This is a genomic window from Pseudomonas sp. DSP3-2-3, assembly GCF_049898225.1.
Classification (GTDB): domain Bacteria; phylum Pseudomonadota; class Gammaproteobacteria; order Pseudomonadales; family Pseudomonadaceae; genus Aquipseudomonas.
Genome location: NZ_JAFCXH010000040.1, coordinates 1 through 22,543, shown reverse-complemented (window position 1 = coordinate 22,543; position 22,543 = coordinate 1). Strand labels below are relative to the sequence as shown.

Here is a 22,543-nt window from a genome sequence, read left to right as displayed (position 1 = left end):
CCACAGCTCAAGCGCGCAATTTGATATGGCTGCCAACCGTCAGGCCCTTGATTTGCTCGCCGGAAAGCGGGCGGCAGAAGAAGAAGCCCTGGGCTTCATGGCAGCCGAAGCTCCTCACCAGATCCATGCACTGGAAGGTCTCGATGCCTTCGGCGACGGTGCGGTAACCCAGTTCATGGGCCAGTTTGAAGATCGACTGGGCAATGATGCGATTGCGCGGTTTGTTTTCCAGGTCTGTGATGATCGACTTGTCCAGCTTGATCACATTGGCCGGGATTTCGTGCAGGTAGGCGAAGTTGCTGTAACCGGTGCCGAAGTCATCGATAGCCACATCAACGCCCAGGGCGCGAATGTCTGACAACTGGCCGAGCACAGTGGTGCTCGCCCTGATCCACTCGCCTTCGGTAATTTCCACTTCGACCCGATGCGGGGCAATCCCGCGCCGCTCGCAGCTATCGCGCAGTGCATTGGCGATGTCCATGGACTGGAAGTCCAGCGCCGACAGGTTCAACGAGACTTTCGATTCGCGATCCTCCCACTCGGCTGCGGCGGCCAGCGCCTTATCAATGACCCAACGGGTCACCGTGCTGATCTGTCCCGAGCGCTCGATCAGCGGGATAAACTCCGCAGGCGAAACTGGCCCCAATGTGCTGTGATTCCAGCGCAGCAGCGCTTCGGCACTCACCTGGCGGCCATCCTCCAGACGAAAGCGCGGTTGAAACATCAGATAGATGTCGCCGTTGGCGAGCGCTGTGACCACGTCCTGGCTCAGGGCCAGCGCGCGGCGGCTCGCGCAGTTCTCGTTTTCGTCCCAGAGCGCCCAGTCGATGCCGTCGCGACTGGCGGCTTCTACGGCGTGCCGGGCTTTACGCAGCAGCTCGCCCATGGACTGGCTACCGTCTTCGCAAGACGCGAGGCCCATGCGCGTGGCGGGCAAGGTCGAAATCGAGTCCTCGGCACATGGCTCGCAGATCAGCGTGCTCAAGATCTGGATCAGCTCGGTTTTATCTGCCCGGTTGGTCGGCAAGAGCAGGCAACAATGGCGTTCACTGACGTGGTAGACGCCCACGCTGCTGAGCAGCACTTGCTCCAGGCGACCGGCGATGTCCTGGGCGCGCATCTGCAGGGACGTCATGTTGTTGAGCGGGGCCAGTTCCGTTTCGTATTGACTGTCGACGATCTCGATCAAGGCCAACAGACGGCCAGGGAATTCTGCGTTCAGCCAGGGTTCCTGATGGTCAGTCAGAAACTGCCGCAGGTTGGGTAATCCCGAGAACGGGTTGCGCGTCAGGATCATTTGCCGTTGTTCGATCTGCGAGATAACCATCTCGGCCAGATCTTCCAGCACGCGGATTTCGATATGGCTCAGCTGATGAGGCGACTTGTCGATAATGCACAGGCTGCCCAGAGCATGTCCGTCGCGGGTCAGCAACGGCGCGCCGGCATAAAAGCGAATGCCGTCCTGAGCGGTTACCAGGTCGTTGTCGGCAAAGCGCGTGTCTTCGCAGGCATCGATGATCTGCATCACGCCCTGCTGTCTGGCGGTGTGGGCGCAGAAGGACTGGATGATAGAGGTTTCACTCTGGACAAAACCCACTCGCGCAGCGAACCACTGTCGGTCGGCCTCGACCAGGGAAACCAGGACCGTCGGTACATCGAAATAAGCGGCCGCAAGGCGGCAGATGCGATCGAAGTTTTCGTTGTTGGCCGTCTCCAGCCACTGCACCGCGCGCACTGCGGCCAGGCGTTGGTGCTCTGCTTGTAGGGTGTGGTGCATGGGTCTTCTCAGAGAACGGTCGAGAGGCTAACTGAAGGCTATGTGCCATCATAGCCAAGATGTCGTGGAACGCAGACATTTTTTTCTGACCCTGATCAACTCTCTGCGAAATTTTGTCGTTATTCCGGCCTGCGGTAGTCAGGCTGGTGTCGAACCTGGCTGGTTTTTGGTCACCAGTCGCAGGCCGCTGGCGATGCTGCCCACCGCCGCGAAACCGGCACCGATGCTCAGCGCCAGTACCGGCCCGTGCTCGCCGGAGATGCCGAAACTGAAGGCGACCAGCGCCGCACCGGTCGCCTGACCAATCAGGCGTGCAGTGGCAATGGTGCCACTGGCGCCGCTGGACCGTTCCCTGGGCGCGCTGGTCATCAGTGCCTTCTGGTTGGGCGCCTGAAAGAAGCCAAACCCCAAACCGCAGATAATCATGCGCACACAGATTTCCCAGGCCGAAGCGTCGGCTGACATGAATGCCAGGGAAACCATGCCCGCACAGAGGATCGCCAGACCGATGCCGCCCAGCAGGCCCGGCGCGTAACGATCGGAAAGACGTCCGGCAAACGGTGCGATCATGGCCACGACCACCGACCAGGGCGTCATCAGAAATCCGGTTTGCACCGGGTCGCGGGCCAGGACTGATTCGAAGAAAAACGGCAGAGCCACGAATGCCAGGCCTTGGGTGGCGAATGAACAGAACGCGGTCAGGGCTGACAAGGCAAACATCGGGCGTTTGAGCAAATCCAGTGGGAACATCGGCGCGGGGTGGCCGGCTTCGCGGCGCAGCATCAGCACGAACCCGACCAGAAAAACAGCCAGCGCGATCCACACGCTGTACCACGATCCCAGCTGCGCCGCCTGGCTGAGGGCGAAAATCAGCGCGCCGAACGTGATGACGTTAAGCATCGCGGTCAGGGGATCAAAGGTCAGGGTGCCCGGTTTGGCGGCTGGCAGGGAGTTCCAGGCAAATACCAGGGCGAACACGCCGATGGGCAGGTTGATCGCGAACAGCCATGGCCAGTTCGCCACGGACAGCACCAGCGAGGCGATAGTCGGCCCGGCTGCGAATGACGTGCCGACCACCAAAGCATTCATGCCCAGGCCTCGGCCCAGACGTTCACGGGTAAAAATTGAACTGATCAATGCCGCGTTGACGCTCATGATTGCGCTGGCGCCCAAACCTTGCAAAACCCGGGCGATGGTCAGGGTCGGCAGCGACCATGAAAAAGTGCAGAGCGCCGAAGACACCACGAACAGAATCAGGCCGCCGAGATACACCTTGCGATGGCCGATCACACCGCCCAGCGCGGCAAACGGCAGCAAGGTCGCCACGGCCGCCAGTTGATAGGCGTTGATGATCCAGACGGAAGCGGCGGGCGAGGCATTCAGGTCTGCCGCGATGGCGGGCAGGGCGGTATTGGCGATGGCGGTATCGAGCGTTGCCAGGGCAATCGAAATCAGGATGGCAACCATCCCGCGAAATTCGAGCGGGGTCAGTTTGTTGCTGGTGGGAACCGTCAAATCGGGTGTGAGTTGAGACATTACCAACAACGCTCCGGAAGGTTTTCTCGCAGGGACGAGGCCTGCGACGCAGGCACCAGAGCGATCCTGCCGGTTTACGGCAGGACTGTGCAATGTTTTGTATTAATTAAGCACGAGCTATGTGGGAGCAAGCTTGCTTGCGAAGGCAGTGTTTCTCGTAAGCATATATGTTGGCTGTACCTGCCTCTTCGCGAGCAAGCTCGCTCCCACAATATCTGACTAACCCCCGTCAGTACTGATATCAGCATCCTGACCTTTAGTAGGCTGCAAATTGCGCTGGTCTGCCGGTTTTTCTTCCGGTTCATAGTCCGGAGTAAAGGTGCTGCCGCCGGATTCCTGGGTTTGCTCCAGCTGAGTATCAGGCTGGCCGGTTGGCGGTTTTTGAGCCGGTTCATTGTCCGCAGGATCGGGATCAATGGCAGGATCGTTGCGGTCGAGGGATTTCTGGCTTTGATCGGTCATCGTTGTGTCCTCTCATTCATAAGCTTGCAAGAATTCGAGGCTGATGGCGTGCGGTCGTTCGATCATTTTCGCGACCGACTGTCCGTTGTGAGCAAGATCAGCTGTCGCGATGCGCACCGTTGACCGGCAAACGGCTGCCCAGTCGATAGCGCGATGAAGGATGGGTGAGGCGCACGAAGGTCACGATCTTGCCGTTGCTCCAGGTGCGCCGCATCAGGACCAGACAAGGTTCCAGGCTGTCGATCTGCATGTAGCGGCTCTCGTCGGCGCTGGGGTGACTGGCTTCAACGATGTGCTCCATCTCGTCCGGGCGGATGGTCTGCAACAGATAGCGGGCCGGTTGCAGCTGTTCGCCGAACTCCTGCCTGAGAAAGTCCGGGACCAGTTCCGGGTTGACGTAGCGATCCTCCAGTTGCACCGGCACGCCTTCTTCGCAATGCACGCACAGCAGATGAAACACCGAGCTGCCCGTGGTCAGCGACAGCGCGGCGGCAATCGACATCGACGCCGCTTCCCGGCCCAGATGCAACACCTCACAGCTGTAGCGATGGCCTCGGGCAATGATCTCGTCGGCGATATTGGTGATGCGCAGCAGGTTCGACTGCGGCTTGCTTTCGGCGACGAAGGTGCCGACCCCCGAGACGCGCAGCAGATGGCCTTCTTCGGTGAGTTCACGCAGCGCGCGGTTGACCGTCATGCGTGACATGCCCAGCTCCTGCACCAGGCGATTTTCCGACGGGATCAGGTCGCCCGGTTTCCATTCGCCACAGCTGAGCTTGCCCTGCACGTAGTCCTTGGCGCGCCGGTACAGGGCCTGCGGGGTCGGAGTGCTCATCACGCGCTCACTAGGGTCATACGCTGCTGGCCTCCTTGTTGTCCTGCCAGAACGCGTTGCGATCCAGATAGTTCTGCAGGAATTGCTGCAAGCGTGGCTGCTCGGCGTTGTGGAATATCTCCTGCGGCGTGCCTTGGGCGACCACTTCACCCTGATCGAGAAACACCACCGAATCGGCCACCTGGGCGGCAAAGCCCATTTCATGGGTGACCACGACCATGGTCATGCCTTCCCTGGCGAGGGTTTTCATGACTTGCAGCACTTCGCCCACCAGTTCCGGATCCAGCGCCGAGGTCGGCTCATCGAACAGCATGATGTGCGGCTCCATGGCCAGCGCCCGGGCAATTGCCACGCGCTGCTGCTGGCCACCGGACAGTTGCGCCGGGTAGGACGCAGCCTTGTGCGCCAGCCCGACTTTGTCGAGCATCGCCATGCCACGTTTGTTCGCTTCGTCTGCGGACAACTTGCGCACCCGACGCAGGGCCTCGCAAACATTGCCGATGGCGGTCATGTGCGGCCACAGGTTGAACTGCTGGAAGACCATGCCGACGTTGCGCCGCACCTGATTGATCTGCGATTGCGGTGCGCGTTTGCGAGTCTTGCCGGATGCGCCATTACCAGGCATCCAGCCCAGCAATTTGCCTTCGATGATGATTTCGCCTTCGTCGTACTCTTCAAGAAACGCCATGCTGCGCAGCAAAGTGCTCTTGCCGGACCCGGAAGGACCGATCAGGCACACCACTTCCGAATGACGGACCTGCAGGTCGATGCCTTTGAGCACGCGCAGGGGGCCGAAGCTTTTGCCGACCTTGTTCAAGGTCAGCATGGGGTCGCGGTCGCCGGCCGGTTGCTGGGAGGTTTTCATCAGTTCACCTGGTTGCAAAATTTGAACGCTGCTCATTGGGCTTGCCTGTTCATGAAGCGGCCGACCTTGTGCTCAAGGAACATGCCGAGCCGGGAACAGGCTTCGACCAACAACAGATAGCCGATGCACAGCACCAGCAAGGTCTCGACGAACGCGAAGGTTTCCGAGCCGATACCGGTCAGCACCATGGTCAGTTCCGGGATAGTGATGATCGACAGCACGGCGGTTTCCTTGCACAGAATGGTCACCAGATTGACCAGCGCCGGAAGGATGATCACCAGCATCTGCGGCACCTGAATGCGCATGATGCATTGGCTGCGGGTGATGCCTAGCGTATCGGCAGCTTCGAGCTGGCCGCGCGGCACCGACTGAAACCCGGTGCGGAAAATTTCCGCGAAGTACACGCTGCCGTAGATGCCCAGCCCCAGTACGCCAGCCGGGATAGGGTCGAGGCTCAAGCCGAACGCCGGGCCTGCGTAATACACCAGGAACAGCTGGACCAGAAACGGCGTGCTGCGAATCAATTCGATAAACACCCGTAATGGCGCGCGTACCAGATTATTGCCGAACAGCTGGGCGACGGCGATCAGCATGCCCAGACCGAGGCCGAGTACGACGCCGCCGGTCCAGGTGCCCAGAGTAATCATGAAGCCTGAGCCGATCTCGTCCAGATGATCGGTGATGATTCGCGGATCGAAGATCATCAATTCTGCTCCTTCAAACGCCGCTCAAGCAGGCCGCCAAAGAACGCCAACGGAATATTGATCAGGCAATAGAAGGTCGCCAGCATCAGGTAATCCTGAACGAACAGGTAATCGCTGGCAGCCATGTTCTGCGCGGTTCGAGTCAAGTCTGCCAGGCCCACCACCGAAACCAGCGATGAAGCCTTGATCAGCAGGATCATCTCGTTGATCAGCGCCGGCAGCGTCAAGCGCACCGCTTGCGGGACGCGAATCCGGATCAGCATTTGTCCGCTGCTCAAACCCAGCAACCCGGCGGCCTCAAGCTGACCTTCGGGAATTGCCAGGAAGCCACCGCGCATGATTTCCGCAATGTAAGCGCCTGCCGCCAGCGACAGGCCGATCACCGCCGCCACGGTAGGCGATACGTTGGGCAGGCCGACGCGCGGCAGGAAGTAATAAATGAACAACAGTTGCACCAGCAGCGGAATGCCGCGGAACACGAAGATATAAGTGCCACCCAGACGCCTGAGCATCGGCACGGGCGACAAGCGCAGGCTGCCCACCAGAACGCCGATGACAAAACCGATGCACAGCGCGGCGAGGGTGACTTCAAGGGTCACCAGCAGCGCTTCGAGCATCAACGGCAGGTTTTGCGCGAGCAAGGGCCAGTCGAACATCGTTTAACTCCGTTTGTTGAGATCCTGTGGGAGTTTCTATGTTTGAGGGCAACCCACAGATACCGCAGATGTGGTGTCTGCACCGACGCCTTCCCGGATAAATCCGGTCCCACGGGAGGACCGCATTTCACCTGTGGGAGCGAGCTTGCTCGCGAAGGGGCTGGTGAGTCTGGACGCATCCAGGCGCCTGAAATACTGCCTTCGCGAGCAAGGTGGATCGCCACCCCGGTCGCTCCCACTGGGCGCTACCTCCACGGCGTTTACCAGGTCGGCGTGAAATCAGCTTTCGGCACGTCCATTTCGGCACCCAGCCATTTCTTTTGCAGGGCGGCTAGGCGGCCGTCGGCGTGCATTTTCAGCATGGCGGCGTCCAGGGCGGCGATCAGGCTGTCGGCATCGGCGTCCTTGCGGCCCAGATAGGCGAAGTAGGATTTCTTGCCAAACGGAGGCAGCACCACTTTGTACAAATTGCTGCGTTCAGCGGCGACGTAGGAGATGTTCGGCAGCGAGTTGGCCACCGCAACGATGCGCTTGGCAGCCAGGTCGGCGTAAGCCTGGTTGTTGTCCACGTATTCACGAATGGTGACTTTTTCCGGCAGGGTCTCGGCGAATTTCTTCAGCTCTTCCAGTTGCGCCGAGCCTTTGCCAGCGCCGACGGTCTTGCCGGAAATGTCTTCGGGTTTCTTGATGCTGTCGTCCTTGGCGCCGACCATCAGCGCAACCGTCGCTTCGGCAACCGGCAGGACAAAGTGGTAACGCTCCTGGCGCGCTTTGGTCTCGATGATCGGACCGGCAACCATGTCGAATTTCTTCGCTTCAAGCCCTGGCAGCACGCTCGGCCATGGCAGGTCGATAAACTTGACCTTGACACCCAATTCCTTGCCCAACTGCTCAAACAACTCGGAGTTCAAGCCTTTCTGCTTGCCGTTTTCGGTGAAGTCGAAAGGCGCAAATTGCAGCTCGGTACCCACGACCAACTCGCCGGCTTTTTTCACGTCAGCCAGCTGATCGGCGTGAGCCACCAGCGGCATGGCGGCCAGGGCCACGGCGATGCTCAAGCTTTTGCACGTTTTACTGAACAGGGAATCCAGTTGCATTGGGTAACTCCTTCGTCTCAGTCAGGTTCGGTGGTATGTCTGTGACTATCGCTGCAGTTAGCGTGCCATACCGGTATATACAACCCTGCAACGGCAATCAGCCGAGGATTTTCCCAGGGTTGAGAATGCCGACCGGGTCCAGGCAATCCTTGAGCTGGCGCATGGTTGCCATGGCTTCAGGACTGACCGAATGGTGCAGAAACTCGCGCTTGAGCAGGCCAATGCCATGCTCGGCCGAGACCGCGCCGCCCATTTCACCGACGGCGGTATAGACCAACGCTTCGATTTCCAGGACCGGCGCGGGCTGCGGCAGGGAATTGCAATCCACGGTCAGGTGCAGATTGCTGTCACCGATGTGGCCGAAATACACGCTGTGGTTACCCGGCCATTGCTGCTCCAGGCGCTGGCGACACATCTGCGCAAAGTCGCCGATCTGGCCAATAGGCAGGCTGATGTCGAAATTCAGCGGCGCCAGACGCACGGGAAACTCGGCCGTTGCTTCGCGAATCTTCCACAAGGCCCGGGCCTGGGTGTGGGAACTGGCCATGATCGCATCCACGACTTCGCCCGCTTCCAGCGCCGCTTCCAGGGTCTGTTCCAATATCTCCCGGGAGGCCACCGATTCCAGCAACACGTACAGCGGATGGTCGTCGGGCATCGGTGCTACCGGGTTTTCCAGCCAGGAAACGCCCATGCGGAAAAAGTCCTGCCACATCAATTCATAGGCTTGCGGCGTGCCGGCGCTGCGTTGCAGGCGTCGCAGCAGGTTCACGGCGCTGGCGTAATCGGGCAGGGCGCAGAGCAACGTGGTGGTTTCGCCCGGCTGCGGGGCGAGTTTCAAAACCGCGCGAGTGATGACCCCGAGCGTGCCTTCGCTGCCGATGAAGCACTGTTTCAGGTCATAACCGCAGTTGTTCTTGATCATCTTGTTCATCAGGTTGAGCACGCGGCCGTCAGCCAGCACTACTTCAAGACCCAGCACCAGCTCGCGGGTCATGCCGTAACGGATCACCGCGTTGCCGCCCGCATTGGTGGCGATGTTGCCGCCGATCTGGCACGAGCCCCGCGCACCAAGATCGAGCGGGAACAGGAAGCCTGCGTCATGCACGGCCTGTTGAATGTTCAGCAAAGTGGTGCCCGCCAGCACGCTGACGGTCGCCGACGCCGCGTCGATTTCTTCGATACCGCGCAGGCGTTCCAGAGATAGAGCGATGTCGCTGCTGCGAGGAATGGCGCCCCCCGCCAAACCGGTCATTCCGCCCTGTGGTACTACCGACTGCTGCGCGGCGTTGCAGATGCGCAGCGCCGCAGACACCTCTTCGGTGTTGCGTGGCAGCAGCAATGCCGCCGGGCAGGCGGGCGCGTGGCCGGTCCAGTCGCTGTAGTGTCGCGCGCTGATGGCTTCGCCGGTCAGGACTTGCGCGTCGCCCAAGGCTTCGCGCAGCTGAACGAGGGTCTGTTGCAGATTAGTCATCGGTCAACTCACCGTGCAGGAAGGAGAAAACCCGGCGCGCAGGGCTGCCAGATCAGGTTGGCCCAACAGATAGAGGGCGAGGCGCAATTCATCGGCGAGCAGGTCCAGGGCATGACCCGCGCCCGCCTGGCCGCCCACGGCGACACCATACAAAGTCGCCCGGCCCAGCAGCACCGCATCGGCACCCAGGGCGCAGCCCTTGAGAATGTCGGTGCCACGCCGGATGCCGCTGTCCAGCAGCAGCGTCAGCTTGCCTTTGGCCACGTTGGCGATGGCGGGCAAGCAGTCAATGCTGGCTGGCACGCCATCCAGTTGGCGTCCGCCATGATTGGTCACGACAATGCCGTCCAGCCCGAGCGCCACGGCTTTTTCCGCGTCGTCGGGGTGCATCACGCCCTTGAGCAACAGGCGTTGCGGCCAGCGATCACGCAAACGTGCCAGATATTCCCAGTCCAGGCCGGTTTCCATCTGCGCGCCCATGAAATGCGCGCCACCGCTGGCGTTGCGCTGATCCGGCGGCAGGTAACGTTCAATATTCGCCAGACTCGGCATACCTTGCGGCCAAAGCGCCTGATACAACCAGCGCGGGTGGCGAAGCACGTCGAGCTTGTTGCGCAGGCTCAGCTGTCGGGGGCGGGCGAAATTGCGCCGGTCCCATTCGCGATTGCCCAGCAGCACCGCATCGCTGGTCAGCAGCAGCGTCTGGCAACCGACCGCGCTGGCGCGTTGCAACATGTCGTCCTGGATGTGTGCATCTTTCAGGCAATACAGCTGCAGCCAGAAATTAGCGTCAGGCACTGCGGCAACCACTTGTTCCATGGAACTGGTGGAGACCGTACTCAAGGTGAAGGGCAGGCCGCGTTCGGTAGCGGCGCGGGCCAGATGAATGTCGGCATCGCGGTGCAGCATTCCGTTGTAACCGGTTGGGCCGATGGCCATGGGCAGCGGCAGCTCGCGGCCGAAGATCGAGCGCCGGGTATCGACGTTGCTGCACGGCACCAGGGTTTTGGGCAGCAAGGCGATATCGGCAAATGCCTGACGGTTGCGCTTGAGGGTCAGTTCTTCTTCTGCCCCGCCTTCCAGGTATTCCCAGGCGAAGTGCGGCAGCCGGCGTCGGGCCATGGCCGCCAGTTCGGCGATGCTCTGGGCGCGGCGGAAATCGGAGCCTGTGTGATAGCGACGCATGCAAATCCTTGAACAGTAAAAAGGGACCTGGACAGGAAATGCGTGGTCGGCGGACTGCATGTCCGCCGACCACTTAGCACATCAACCGTACAGGCGTTGGAACGGCAACCAGCGCGTGAATGCACCATTCTCGACCCAGGCACGCGCGGCGGCGATGTCCGGAGCAAAGTAGCGATCTTCATCATAGTGGGCGACTTCACTGCGGATCATGGCCAGCACTTCGCTGAGCTTTTCCGAGGTATGCAGCGGCGCATGCAGGTCGACGCCTTGCGCCGCGCCGAGCAGTTCGATGCCTACCACTGCGCTGCTGTTACCGGCCATGTCCAGCAAACGGCGTGCCGCAAAGGTCGCCATGGACACATGGTCTTCCTGGTTGGCGGAAGTCGGCAGGCTGTCCACAGAGGCCGGGTGGGCCAACGTCTTGTTTTCCGAGGCCAGTGCGGCGGCGGTGACCTGGGCGATCATGAAGCCGGAATTCAAGCCGCCTTCCTTGACCAGGAACGCCGGCAGACCGGACAGCGCAGGGTCCACCAACTGAGCGATGCGGCGCTCGGACAGGGCACCGATTTCGGAAATTGCCAAAGCCAGCACGTCGGATGCCATGGCAACGGGTTCGGCGTGGAAGTTGCCGCCCGAAAGCACGTCGCCATCAGCGCTGAACACCAATGGGTTATCCGACACTGCGTTGGCTTCGCGCAGGAACACGCTGGCGGCGAAACGCATGTGATCCAGGCAGGCGCCCATGACTTGGGGCTGGCAACGCAGGGAATACGGGTCCTGCACGCGGCCGCAATCGATGTGCGAGTCGCGGATTTCACTTTTCGCCAGCAATTCGCGGTACAGCGCAGCAACGTCGATTTGCCCCGGTTGGCCGCGCACCGCCTGAATGCGCGCGTCAAAAGGTACGTATGAGCCTTTGAGGGCCTCGACGCTGAGGCTGCCGGCAACCACCGCAGCGGTGAACAATTTCTCAGTGGCGAACAGGCCCCGCAGCGCCAAGGCGGTCGACACCTGGGTGCCGTTGATCAGCGCCAGGCCTTCTTTCGGGCCGAGGACCATGGGTTCCAGACCGGCCAGCGCCAGGCCTTCCACCGCGTCCATTTCCCGACCCTGATGACGCACGCGACCGACGCCGATCAGCACCGCTGACATGTGCGCGAGGGGCGCCAGATCGCCGGACGCGCCGACTGATCCCTGGGACGGAATGCACGGATAAACCCTGGCGGCGTACAGCGCGCTGATGGCCTGGATCACTTCCCAGCGAATCCCGGAAAAGCCACGGGCCAGCGAGCCGACCTTGAGCGCCATGATCAACGCGACGCTGGCGTCATCCAGCAGCGGACCGGTGCCGGTGCAGTGCGACAGCAGCAGGTTGCGTTGCAGTTTGGCCAGGGATTCGGTGGGGATCGAAGTGCGGGCCAGCAAACCAAAACCGGTGTTGATGCCATACACCGTGCGATTGTTGGCGATGATTTCGTTGACTGTGCGGGTGCTGGCATCGACCACTTCCCGGGCGTCAGGGTCCAGTTCGAACGGCGCCTGCTGCTGATAGATGGCACGCAGCTGATCGAGGTCGAATTGTCCGGGCTTGAGAAGAAGAGAGGCTGGCATGGCGAGTGTTCCTGCTTGGATTATTCGGGGGGATGTGGATCGCTTGGCGCTGACCCAGGCTGACAATCTTAGGTCATATCATCCTGTATATACAGGTAAGGCAAAAGCCGGGCCAGTTCAGGATGATCCCGGAATTCGCAGGCTCGGCGGCCGGACTTGATTCAGCGTGCCGCAAACCTGTCACCGAAAGTTGCACCAGTTGTGATCCTCGCGCCCAGTGTTGGGGCGCTTGGAAACGCTGGCTGATGTTGTGAACGCCCGCGACGACTAACCGTAAATCGGCGTGATTGGGCTGCTGGTTGGGCGATTAACACAGTGCCTGATCGACCGGCACAGGAAATGCTTGCACCTGTATATACCGCTTGGCGTTTCCTCAGGAGTCAGCATGACCGATACCAATCTGCCCTTGATCGACATGACCGGTGTCCGCGAGGGTGATCCTGCGAGCATTCAGCGCGCCGGCGACGCGATTCGCAAGGCGTGCAGCGAAACCGGATTCTTCTACATCATCAATCATTGCGTGCCCCAGGCGGTTATTGATCGGGCCATGGCTGCTGCGCGGACCTTTTTCGCCTACCCGGCCGAGGTCAAGCGGCAGGTTGCAGTCAACAAGCGCCATCGCGGCTGGCACGCGTTGGGCGGGGCGCTGATGTACGAAGCGACCAAACCCGACCACAAGGAATTTTTCAGCATCGGCCTGGAGCTGCCTGAAGACGATCCGTGTGTGCTGGCCGGTGAAGCCTTGCGCGGGCCGAATCAGTGGCCGGAGTTCATGCCCGAGTTACGCGGCGCGCTGGACGACTACTACGCGCACATCGGCGCGGCGGGCGCGGATCTGCTCAAGGCCGTGGCGGCAGGACTGGGAATCGAACAGGATTTTTTCATCGGCAAATACACCAAGCGGCTGCAGCGAACCCAGATGGTCTATTACCCACCGCATCCGCCGATGGCCGAAGCCGATCAATTTGGCGTCGCACCGCACACCGATTACGGCTGTATTACCCTGCTGTATCAGGACGACAGCGGCGGTTTGCAGGTGCGTGAGCTGGGTTCCAACAACTGGATCGACGCGACGCCACTCGCGGGCAGTCTAGTGGTCAACGTGGGTGATCTGTTGGCGCATTGGTCCAACAACCGGTTTCGTTCGACCCTGCATCGGGTGATCAACAAATCCGGGCATGAACGCTATTCGATCGCGACGTTCTACGACCCGATGTACAGCGCGGTGGTTGATCCGTGTGATCTGGGGATTGATCCGGCGAGCAGCTTGTATCCGCCAGTGGCGGCGGGGGATTACATCCTCAAGAGCATTGACGATTCGATGGCGTATCGGAAGAAGGGGTAGAGCCTTAACCCGGTAGGAGCGAGGCCAGCTGTGGGACCGGCTTTAGCCGGGAAGGCAATTTACGCCTTCGCGACTAAAGTCGCTCCTACGGCCGATTCGCGGCAAGCTCCGCCAGAGGTTTTTCAGATCACCTGAATAATCGCCTTGCACACCGTATCGATGTTGTTCTGATTCAGCGCTGCCACGCAGATGCGGCCGGTGTCGAGAGCGTAGATGCCGAACTCGTTACGCAGGCGGTGCACTTGTTCGGTGGTCAGGCCGGAATACGAGAACATGCCGCTCTGGCGACCGACGAAGCTGAAGTCCTGACCAGCCGGGTTGTTCGCCAGACGCTCGACCATCGCCTCACGCATGCCGCGAATCCGCAGGCGCATTTCGGCCAGTTCTTCTTCCCACATTGCCCGCAGTTCCGGGTTGTTGAGCACGGCGGCGACGATGATTGCGCCATGGGTCGGCGGGTTGGAATAGTTGGTGCGGATCACACGCTTGACCTGCGACAGCACGCGGGAAGTTTCTTCTTTTGACTCGGTAATGATCGACAGCGCGCCGACGCGTTCGCCGTACAGCGAGAAGGATTTGGAGAACGAGCTGGAAGCGAAGAAGGTCAGGCCCGATTCGGCGAACAGACGCACTGCAACCGCATCTTCATCGATACCGTCGCCAAAGCCCTGGTAGGCCATGTCGAGGAAAGGTACATGCCCTTTGGCCTTGACCACTTCGAGGACTTTTTTCCAGTCTTCAAGAGTCAGGTCGACGCCGGTCGGGTTGTGGCAGCAGGCGTGCAGCACGACGATGGAACCGGACGGCAGGTTCTCAAGGTCTTCGAGCATGCCGGAACGGTTCACGTCGTGGCTGGTCGCATCATAGTAACGATAGTTGTGGACCGGGAAGCCGGCCGTCTCGAACAGGGCGCGATGGTTTTCCCAGCTTGGATCGCTGATGGCCACGACGGCATCGGGCAGCAGTTGCTTGAGGAAGTCAGCACCGATTTTCAGTGCGCCAGTGCCGCCGACCGCCTGGGTCGTCAATACGCGCCCGGATGCGATCAATGGAGAATCGGCGCCGAACAGCAATTTCTGCACGGCCAGATCGTAGGCCGCGATGCCATCAATCGGCAGGTAACCGCGGGGAGCGTGTTGAGCCACGCGAATCTTCTCGGCTTCGGCAACGGCGCGTAGAAGGGGAATGCGTCCTTCCTCGTTGCAATAGACGCCCACGCCAAGATTGACCTTGGTGGTGCGGGTATCGGTGTTGAATGCTTCGTTGAGGCCCAGGATTGGATCGCGTGGTGCCATTTCGACAGCGGAGAACAGGCTCATTTTTGCGGCGGCTCTGAGTGGGAAGTGAGGGAATGCCGCTCTGACCCGAATGCGCCAGAGCGGTGCACAAACGGGGAGCTAGTATAGAGGCCATCGCGGGCCGGGGCGACAGTCGGCAAGGCGTTTTTTCAAGGTTTTTACCGTTATTTTTCCGCCGCTGGTCATATTGCGCCAGCATCCTTGGTGGCGTATCGACTCTATGGCTTGAAAGGCGGCACTGGAGACTCCACTTGTAGTCCCATCACTTTATATTCTGTACGACTGATCCTTTGCCGGAGCAGGCGTTGGCGGTTCTTTCGTTTTTGCGCGCACTCTGGCGAAAACGCACACAGAGGTACGTTATGTCCGAGTTTCAGCTCGTCACCCGTTTTGAGCCTGCTGGCGATCAGCCAGAAGCCATTCGCCTGATGGTCGAAGGGATCGAAGCCGGGCTGGCGCACCAGACATTGCTGGGTGTGACCGGTTCGGGCAAGACCTTCAGCATCGCCAACGTCATTGCCCAGGTGCAGCGCCCGACGCTGGTGCTGGCGCCTAACAAGACCCTGGCGGCGCAGCTGTACGGCGAGTTCAAGGCGTTTTTCCCGAACAACGCGGTCGAGTATTTCGTCTCTTATTACGATTACTACCAGCCCGAAGCCTATGTGCCGTCATCGGACACCTTCATTGAGAAGGACGCCTCGATCAACGACCACATCGAGCAGATGCGGCTGTCAGCGACCAAAGCATTGCTGGAGCGCAAGGACGCCATCATCGTCACCACGGTTTCCTGCATCTACGGCCTGGGCAGCCCGGAAACTTATCTGCGCATGGTTCTGCACGTGGATCGCGGCGACAAGCTCGACCAGCGCGCGTTGTTGCGTCGCCTGGCAGACTTGCAGTACACCCGCAACGACATGGATTTCGCCCGCGCGACCTTCCGGGTGCGCGGCGATGTGATCGATATTTACCCGGCCGAGTCGGATCTGGAAGCGATCCGCATCGAACTGTTCGACGACGAAGTGGAAAGCCTGTCGGCGTTCGATCCCTTGACCGGCGAGGTGATCCGCAAACTGCCGCGCTTCACCTTCTACCCGAAAAGCCACTACGTAACGCCTCGGGAAACCCTGGTCGACGCGATGGAGGGTATCAAGGTCGAGTTGCAGGAGCGCCTGGAATACCTGCGCAACAACAATAAGCTGGTGGAAGCCCAGCGCCTGGAGCAGCGCACCCGTTTTGATCTGGAAATGATCCTCGAACTGGGCTACTGCAACGGTATTGAAAACTACTCGCGCTATCTGTCCGGCCGTCCGTCCGGCGCGCCACCGCCAACGCTTTATGATTATTTGCCGGCCGATGCCTTGCTGGTAATCGACGAATCCCACGTCAGCGTGCCGCAGGTTGGCGCGATGTATAAAGGCGACCGCTCGCGTAAAGAGACGCTGGTGGAATACGGTTTCCGGCTGCCGTCGGCTTTGGATAACCGGCCGATGCGTTTCGACGAGTGGGAAGCGGTCAGCCCGCAGACCATTTTCGTCTCGGCGACGCCGGGCAATTACGAGGCCGAGCATGCCGGTCGGGTCATTGAGCAACTGGTGCGCCCAACCGGGCTGGTCGACCCGCAAATCGAAATTCGCCCGGCGCTGACTCAGGTCGATGACTTGCTGTCCGAGATCGGCAAACGTGTGGCGCTGGAAGAGCGGGTCCTGGTGACGACGCTGACCAAGCGCATGTCCGAGGACTTGACCGATTACCTGGCTGACCACGGCGTGCGGGTGCGTTATCTGCACTCGGATATCGACACGGTGGAGCGGGTCGAGATCATCCGTGATTTACGTCTCGGAACCTTCGACGTTTTGGTGGGCATCAACCTGCTGCGTGAAGGTCTGGACATGCCGGAAGTTTCCCTGGTAGCGATCCTCGATGCGGACAAGGAAGGCTTTCTGCGTTCTGAACGCTCGCTGATCCAGACCATTGGGCGTGCCGCGCGTAACCTCAACGGTCGGGCGATTTTGTATGCCGATCGCATTACCGGTTCCATGGAGCGGGCTATCGGCGAAACCGAGCGGCGTCGCGACAAGCAGATCGCCTACAACCTTGAGCACGGCATTACGCCCAAAGGCGTATTCAAGGACGTTGCCGACATCATGGAAGGCGCCACCGTGCCCGGTTCGCGCAGCAAGAAGCGCAAAGGTATGGCCAAGGCCGCTGAAGAGAACGCCAAATACGAAAACGAACTGCGCTCGCCCAGCGAGATCACCAAGCGCATTCGTCAGCTGGAAGAAAAAATGTACCAACTGGCCCGCGACCTGGAATTCGAAGCGGCAGCGCAGATGCGCGATGAGATCGGCAAGCTTCGTGAGCGGTTGTTGACTGTTTGATGCTGTGGGGCCTCATCTTGTGGGACCGGCTTCAGCCGGGAAGAGGCCGGTGCATCCGCCGCCGCTCTATCGGTAGAAAATCCGTATTCCCGGCTAAAGCCGGTCCCACATGGACTGTTGGCACCTTTAGACGGCGCTTACGCCTCATCCCTCGCGCCTGTTAACATTCGCCGCTTGATTGACCTATTCGGGATTTCCCATGACCACCGTTCGTACCCGCATCGCGCCATCGCCTACCGGCGACCCTCACGTTGGCACGGCTTACATCGCGCTTTTCAACTACTGCTTCGCCAAACAGCACGGCGGCGAATTCATTCTGCGTATTGAAGATACCGATCAGCTGCGTTCGACCCGCGAGTCCGAACAGCAGATTTTCGACGCCTTGCGCTGGTTGGGTATCGAATGGAGCGAAGGTCCGGACGTGGGCGGTCCTCATGGTCCGTATCGGCAGAGCGAACGCGGCGAGATCTATCAGAAGTATGCCAAGCAGCTGGTTGAGCTGGGTCATGCCTTCCCGTGCTTCTGCACTGCTGAAGAGCTGGATCAGATGCGCGCCGAACAAATGGCCAGGGGCGAGACCCCGCGTTACGACGGTCGCGCCTTGCTGCTTTCGAAAGAAGAAGTCGCGCGGCGTCTGGCGGCTGGCGAACCTCACGTGATCCGCATGAAGGTGCCAAGCGAAGGTGTCTGCGTGGTGCCGGACATGCTGCGTGGCGAAGTCGAAATCCCGTGGGATCGCATGGACATGCAAGTGTTGATGAAGACCGACGGCCTGCCGACGTACTTCCTGGCCAACGTCGTCGACGACCATTTGATGGGCATCACCCACGTATTGCGTGGCGAAGAATGGCTGCCATCGGCACCGAAACTGATCCTGCTCTACGAATATTTCGGCTGGGAAAAGCCGCAGCTGTGCTATATGCCGCTGCTGCGTAACCCGGACAAGAGCAAGCTGTCCAAGCGCAAGAACCCGACTTCGGTGACGTTCTACGAGCGCATGGGTTTCATGCCCGAGGCGATGCTCAACTACCTGGGGCGCATGGGTTGGTCGATGCCGGACGAGCGCGAGAAGTTCTCGTTGCAGGAAATGGTCGAGCATTTCGACCTGTCCCGCGTTTCCCTGGGCGGTCCGATCTTCGATATCGAGAAACTGTCGTGGCTCAACGGCCAATGGCTGCGCGAGCTGCCGGTTGAAGAGTTCGCCACTCGCGTACAGAACTGGGCGCTGAATCCGGCCTACATGATGAAAATCGCGCCCCATGTGCAGGGCAGGGTAGAGACCTTCAGCCAGATCGCACCATTGGCCGGGTTCTTCTTTGCCGGCGGCGTCACGCCGGATGCCAAGCTGTTCGAGCACAAGAAGCTGTCCAGCGACCAGGTACGTCAGGTGATGCAGCTGATCCTCTGGAAGCTGGAATCCTTGCGCCAGTGGGAGAAGGATTCGATCACCGCCAGCATCCAGGCTGTGGTGGAACATCTGGAGCTCAAACTGCGCGATGCCATGCCGCTGATGTTTGCAGCGATCACCGGCCAGGCCAACTCGGTGTCGGTTACCGATGCGATGGAAATTCTCGGTCCGGACTTGACGCGCTTCCGTCTGCGTCAGGCCATCGACCTGCTGGGTGGCGTTTCCAAGAAAGAAAACAAGGAATGGGAAAAGCTTCTGGCTGTTATCGCCTGAGGCAATGCCTGCGCCTGTCAGCCCCCCGGTTTTCCGGGGGCTGAATGGTAAGTGATTGTAATGCCGACAGAAAACATTGAAATTTGTTGAAAATAAATTTGACAGCTCCCCGCCTCACGCTTAACATGCGCCCCGTCCACAACGTGGGGCTTTAGCTCAGCTGGGAGAGCGCCTGCATGGCATGCAGGAGGTCAGCGGTTCGATCCCGCTAAGCTCCACCAATTTAGAGTTTCAAGGCGCAGCTTCACTGCCTTGAAGCAAGGTACGATGACCGGTTCCAGCTCCGGTCATGTATTGAAGGTTTTGTCCCCTTCGTCTAGTGGCCTAGGACACCGCCCTTTCACGGCGGTAACAGGGGTTCGAGTCCCCTAGGGGACGCCATTTTAAACTGCATGACTTGAAAATCATGCGAGCCGAGAGGCGATAAATCCGGGGCTTTAGCTCAGCTGGGAGAGCGCCTGCATGGCATGCAGGAGGTCAGCGGTTCGATCCCGCTAAGCTCCACCAATTTGTAAGGTTCAAGGTCTGGCCACACCGGCTTTGAATCGATCAAGTCTGACTTGATCATATGCAGAAGGTTTTGCGTCCCCTTCGTCTAGTGGCCTAGGACACCGCCCTTTCACGGCGGTAACAGGGGTTCGAGTCCCCTAGGGGACGCCACGATTTCTCGCTCTGCGAGACCAAGGGTCATTCGATTATTGAATGGCCCTTTTGTTTTTGTGCCGCTTTTCCCCCTCGTCTTGTTACTCCTTCCTTGTACCGAAGCTTCAGCCGCTTGACGGGCGAAACATCATTGCGCTTGCTCTTCAGGATTATGAGGATAATATTACCTCCGTAATCCTGGAGATCGATATGAACGACAAAAAAACCAAGACCCGTGAGCGCATTCTTGATGCGGCCAGTGCGGCGCTTATCTGTCGTGGTCCGGAACAGCCCAGCGTCAACGAGATAATGGGCGCGGCGGGTCTGACTGTCGGCGGCTTCTACGCGCATTTCGATAGCAAGGAAGCGCTGATGCTCGAAGCGTTCCGTCATCTGCTCAAGCGGCGCCAATCCTCAGTGGCGCAGATCGATGATCAACTGCCGGGACACGAACGTCGCGCGTTGCTTGCAGCGTTCTACCTGTCGCGCAAGCATCGGGATGGCAGCGACAATGCCTGCCCGCTGCCATCAACCGTGGGTGAGATGTCGCGTCTGCCTGAGAGTTTTCAGGAGGTTCTGGCTGAACACCTGGAGATGATGGTGGCGCAACTGTCTTCGAGTCCTGAAGATGCGGACAAAGTCCTGGCAGATGTAGCCCTGATGGTTGGCGGCCTGACGTTGGCACGCGCACTGGGTGGCGGCGAACTGTCGGATCGGGTCTTGCGCGCGGCCAAGTCGGCCGTGATCTGATGGGCTGGCGCGAAACTCCCCGGACTTTGGTTACACTTGCTGGCTTATGACTGTCATCGACAGCAGCCTGAAAGGAAGTGAGCATGGTCTGGGATAGGGCGACACCGTTTGTCATCGACCTTAATGTGGCAGCTGATGATATTGATGGTCTGGGCCATGCCAATAATGCGGTCTATGTCACCTGGCTTGAGCGCTGCGCCTGGCGCCACTCCCAGCAGCTGGGGTTGGACCTCACTGAATACCGGCGCCTGGATCGCGCCATGGCTGTGGTGCGCCATGAAATCGACTATATGGCCAGCGCCTATGAAGACGATGAGCTGCAATTGGCGACCTGGATCGTCGATTGGGATCGTCGCCTGAAAATGACCCGGCACTTTCAGCTGCGCCGCCCTAGCGACGGTCTGACGCTGCTGCGCGCCCAGACCACCTTCGTCTGCATCGAGCTGTCCAGCGGCAAGCCCAAGCGCATGCCAGCAGAGTTCATCGAGGGTTACGGGCCGGCGATGGTTTCCAATCCGGTCATTGCGCCGTAAACTGCCGGACTTTTTTTCGAGTGTGACCCATGCAAATTGCTCTGGCGCCCATGGAAGGGTTGGTCGACGACATCCTGCGCGACGCCCTGACGAAAGTCGGCGGCATCGACTGGTGCGTGACCGAATTCATCCGGGTCTCCGAGCGATTGATGCCGGCTCACTACTTCTACAAATACGCGTCCGAGTTTCATACCGGCGCGAAGACCGAAGCCGGTACGCCGCTGCACTTGCAATTGCTGGGTTCCGATCCGGTCTGCCTCGCGGAAAACGCGGCCTTTGCCTGTGAACTCGGCGCTCCGGTGCTGGACCTCAACTTCGGTTGCCCGGCCAAGACCGTGAATCGCTCCCGAGGCGGTGCGGTCCTGCTCAAAGAACCCGAATTACTCCACACCATCCTTGAGCACGTACGCCGAGGCGTACCGAAGCACATTCCGGTAACCGCCAAGATGCGCCTGGGCTTCGACAGCACTGATCTGGCGCTGGATTGCGCGCGGGCGCTGGCCGACGGTGGGGCGGAGCAAATCGTGGTGCATGCGCGCACCAAGGTCGATGGCTACAAGCCGCCCGCGCACTGGGAGTGGATCGCGCGCATTCAAGAAGTAGTCAAGGTCCCGGTGGTCGCCAACGGCGAAATCTGGACCGTGGACGACTGGCGCCGCTGCCGGGAAATCTGCGGCCCCCGGGACATCATGATCGGTCGCGGGCTGGTGGCACGCCCGGATCTGGCCCGGCAAATCGCTGCAGCGCAGGCGGGCGAAGAAGTGATCCCCATGACGTGGGCCGAGCTGCAACCGATGCTGCGGGTGTTCTGGCAGCACTGCGTGAAGAAAATGACCCTGATCCAGGCGCCTGGACGCCTCAAGCAATGGCTGGCGTTGCTGACCAAAAGCTATCCGGAAGCGACCACGTTGTTCGACGCGCTGCGCCGGGAAACCGACTGTCAGCGCATCGGTTTGATGCTCGGTGTTGGCGCCGACGAACGGTCATAAAAAATCTGAAAACATCCTCTTGAAAAGTGAATGGCCGACCCTAGTTTGGGGATTACGCGATGCCGGATTCGGGTCGCGGATTACCACTCGCTGATAACAGGAGAATGATCATGACTACTGCATTTTCTTTGGCACCACTGTTCCGCAGTTCCGTTGGCTTCGATCGTTTCAACGATCTGTTTGAATCGGCTGCCCGTAACGACAGCGCCAGCGGCTACCCACCTTACAACGTCGAAAAACTGGCCGAAGACAAATACCGCATCGTCATTGCGGTGGCCGGCTTCCGCGAGGAAGAGCTCGACTTGCAGGTGGAGAAAGGCGTGCTGACCGTTGCTGGCGGGAAACGCGATAACGGTGCGCAGAACCAGGAAAAGGACAACGTGACTTATCTGCATCAAGGCATCGCAGAGCGTGCGTTCAAACTGTCCTTCCGTCTTGCCGACCACATCGAGGTTCGCAATGCAGGGCTGGCAAACGGCCTGCTGACCATCGACCTATTGCGGCAGATTCCTGAAGAAGCCAAGGCCAAACGCATCCCTATCAATGGGCAGCAGGTCCTGGAAAGCAACGGCAGTTGATTGATAGTGCAATCGGGAAAGGCGCCTTCGCAGACTGTGTGAAAACACACTGTAACTGCCCAAGCAAAACGCCCCGACTTGTCGGGGCGTTTTGCTTTTGGGTGTTCAGCAGGCGAAAAAACGGCTTTTCAGCCTATCAGTTCCATC

Annotated in this window: 19 protein-coding genes and 4 tRNA genes; 11 read left to right on the top strand and 12 right to left on the bottom strand. The window is 59.8% G+C overall.

What is annotated here, in order from left to right; translation table 11 throughout:
• Nucleotides 1-7: 7 nt before the first annotated feature.
• The 11 genes from ACP7E4_RS27595 to hutH all read right to left on the bottom strand — a co-directional run bounded on the left by ACP7E4_RS27595 (nucleotide 8) and on the right by hutH (nucleotide 12,202).
• Nucleotides 8-1,777 (bottom strand): EAL domain-containing protein, encoded by a 1,770-nt coding sequence (locus tag ACP7E4_RS27595; protein ID WP_426119072.1) that lies wholly within the window; start codon nucleotides 1,775-1,777, stop codon nucleotides 8-10.
• Nucleotides 1,778-1,915: 138 nt separating this feature from the next.
• Nucleotides 1,916-3,244 (bottom strand): MFS transporter, encoded by a 1,329-nt coding sequence (locus ACP7E4_RS27590; RefSeq protein ID WP_426119092.1) that lies wholly within the window; start codon nucleotides 3,242-3,244, stop codon nucleotides 1,916-1,918.
• Nucleotides 3,245-3,532: 288 nt separating this feature from the next.
• Nucleotides 3,533-3,775: a hypothetical protein gene (locus tag ACP7E4_RS27585; RefSeq protein WP_426119070.1), complete on the bottom strand. Its 243-nt coding sequence runs from the start codon at nucleotides 3,773-3,775 to the stop codon at nucleotides 3,533-3,535.
• A 97-nt stretch (nucleotides 3,776-3,872) separates the two neighbouring features.
• Entirely contained in the window at nucleotides 3,873-4,610 is a 738-nt protein-coding gene (gene hutC / locus ACP7E4_RS27580; protein ID WP_426119069.1) for a histidine utilization repressor, read from the bottom strand.
• 16 nt (nucleotides 4,611-4,626) lie between these two features.
• Nucleotides 4,627-5,436, bottom strand: a complete 810-nt coding sequence (locus tag ACP7E4_RS27575; RefSeq protein WP_426119090.1) for an amino acid ABC transporter ATP-binding protein — start codon at nucleotides 5,434-5,436, stop codon at nucleotides 4,627-4,629.
• A gap of 71 nt (nucleotides 5,437-5,507) precedes the next feature.
• Nucleotides 5,508-6,179 (bottom strand): amino acid ABC transporter permease, encoded by a 672-nt coding sequence (locus ACP7E4_RS27570; RefSeq protein WP_426119068.1) that lies wholly within the window; start codon nucleotides 6,177-6,179, stop codon nucleotides 5,508-5,510.
• Entirely contained in the window at nucleotides 6,179-6,835 is a 657-nt protein-coding gene (locus tag ACP7E4_RS27565; protein WP_426119066.1) for an amino acid ABC transporter permease, read from the bottom strand. The genes ACP7E4_RS27570 and ACP7E4_RS27565 overlap by 1 nt, the downstream gene beginning before the upstream one ends.
• A 260-nt stretch (nucleotides 6,836-7,095) precedes the next feature.
• A complete protein-coding gene (locus ACP7E4_RS27560) occupies nucleotides 7,096-7,932 on the bottom strand; it encodes a transporter substrate-binding domain-containing protein (protein WP_426119064.1) in 837 nt (278 codons plus the stop codon).
• A 97-nt stretch (nucleotides 7,933-8,029) separates the two neighbouring features.
• Nucleotides 8,030-9,406 carry an FAD-binding oxidoreductase gene (locus ACP7E4_RS27555; RefSeq protein ID WP_426119062.1) on the bottom strand — a complete coding sequence of 459 codons (1,377 nt, stop codon included), beginning with the start codon at nucleotides 9,404-9,406 and terminating at the stop codon, nucleotides 8,030-8,032.
• A 3-nt stretch (nucleotides 9,407-9,409) separates the two neighbouring features.
• Entirely contained in the window at nucleotides 9,410-10,591 is a 1,182-nt protein-coding gene (locus tag ACP7E4_RS27550; RefSeq protein ID WP_426119061.1) for an alpha-hydroxy acid oxidase, read from the bottom strand.
• A gap of 81 nt (nucleotides 10,592-10,672) precedes the next feature.
• On the bottom strand, nucleotides 10,673-12,202 hold the full coding sequence (gene hutH / locus ACP7E4_RS27545) for a histidine ammonia-lyase (protein ID WP_426119059.1): 1,530 nt from the start codon (nucleotides 12,200-12,202) through the stop codon (nucleotides 10,673-10,675).
• A gap of 385 nt (nucleotides 12,203-12,587) precedes the next feature.
• On the opposite strand from hutH, the gene ACP7E4_RS27540 reads away from it, so the two are divergent.
• A complete protein-coding gene (locus ACP7E4_RS27540) occupies nucleotides 12,588-13,547 on the top strand; it encodes an isopenicillin N synthase family dioxygenase (protein WP_426119057.1) in 960 nt (319 codons plus the stop codon).
• Nucleotides 13,548-13,669: 122 nt separating this feature from the next.
• Here ACP7E4_RS27540 and ACP7E4_RS27535 read toward each other — a convergent pair whose 3' ends face one another.
• Nucleotides 13,670-14,866: an amino acid aminotransferase gene (locus ACP7E4_RS27535; protein WP_426119055.1), complete on the bottom strand. Its 1,197-nt coding sequence runs from the start codon at nucleotides 14,864-14,866 to the stop codon at nucleotides 13,670-13,672.
• 341 nt (nucleotides 14,867-15,207) lie between these two features.
• Between ACP7E4_RS27535 and uvrB the strand changes: the two genes are divergently transcribed.
• The 10 genes from uvrB to ACP7E4_RS27485 all read left to right on the top strand — a co-directional run bounded on the left by uvrB (nucleotide 15,208) and on the right by ACP7E4_RS27485 (nucleotide 22,396).
• Entirely contained in the window at nucleotides 15,208-17,223 is a 2,016-nt protein-coding gene (uvrB, locus tag ACP7E4_RS27530) for an excinuclease ABC subunit UvrB (protein WP_020294083.1), read from the top strand.
• A 199-nt stretch (nucleotides 17,224-17,422) separates the two neighbouring features.
• The gene (gene gltX, locus ACP7E4_RS27525) at nucleotides 17,423-18,904 is read left to right on the top strand and encodes a glutamate--tRNA ligase (RefSeq protein WP_426119053.1); all 1,482 of its coding nucleotides are present in this window, start codon (nucleotides 17,423-17,425) and stop codon (nucleotides 18,902-18,904) included.
• A gap of 145 nt (nucleotides 18,905-19,049) precedes the next feature.
• Nucleotides 19,050-19,125: transfer RNA gene (locus ACP7E4_RS27520), tRNA-Ala, on the top strand.
• Between the two features lie 84 nt (nucleotides 19,126-19,209).
• Nucleotides 19,210-19,285: transfer RNA gene (locus tag ACP7E4_RS27515), tRNA-Glu, on the top strand.
• A 50-nt stretch (nucleotides 19,286-19,335) separates the two neighbouring features.
• Nucleotides 19,336-19,411 (top strand) — tRNA-Ala (locus ACP7E4_RS27510).
• 77 nt (nucleotides 19,412-19,488) lie between these two features.
• Nucleotides 19,489-19,564 (top strand) — tRNA-Glu (locus ACP7E4_RS27505).
• A gap of 192 nt (nucleotides 19,565-19,756) precedes the next feature.
• A complete protein-coding gene (locus ACP7E4_RS27500) occupies nucleotides 19,757-20,296 on the top strand; it encodes a TetR/AcrR family transcriptional regulator (protein ID WP_426119051.1) in 540 nt (179 codons plus the stop codon).
• 83 nt (nucleotides 20,297-20,379) lie between these two features.
• Nucleotides 20,380-20,829: an acyl-CoA thioesterase gene (locus tag ACP7E4_RS27495; protein ID WP_426119049.1), complete on the top strand. Its 450-nt coding sequence runs from the start codon at nucleotides 20,380-20,382 to the stop codon at nucleotides 20,827-20,829.
• 29 nt (nucleotides 20,830-20,858) lie between these two features.
• Nucleotides 20,859-21,818, top strand: a complete 960-nt coding sequence (locus tag ACP7E4_RS27490; protein WP_426119047.1) for a tRNA dihydrouridine synthase — start codon at nucleotides 20,859-20,861, stop codon at nucleotides 21,816-21,818.
• 110 nt (nucleotides 21,819-21,928) lie between these two features.
• Nucleotides 21,929-22,396: an Hsp20 family protein gene (locus ACP7E4_RS27485; RefSeq protein WP_426119046.1), complete on the top strand. Its 468-nt coding sequence runs from the start codon at nucleotides 21,929-21,931 to the stop codon at nucleotides 22,394-22,396.
• The last annotated feature ends 147 nt before the right edge of the window (nucleotides 22,397-22,543 follow it).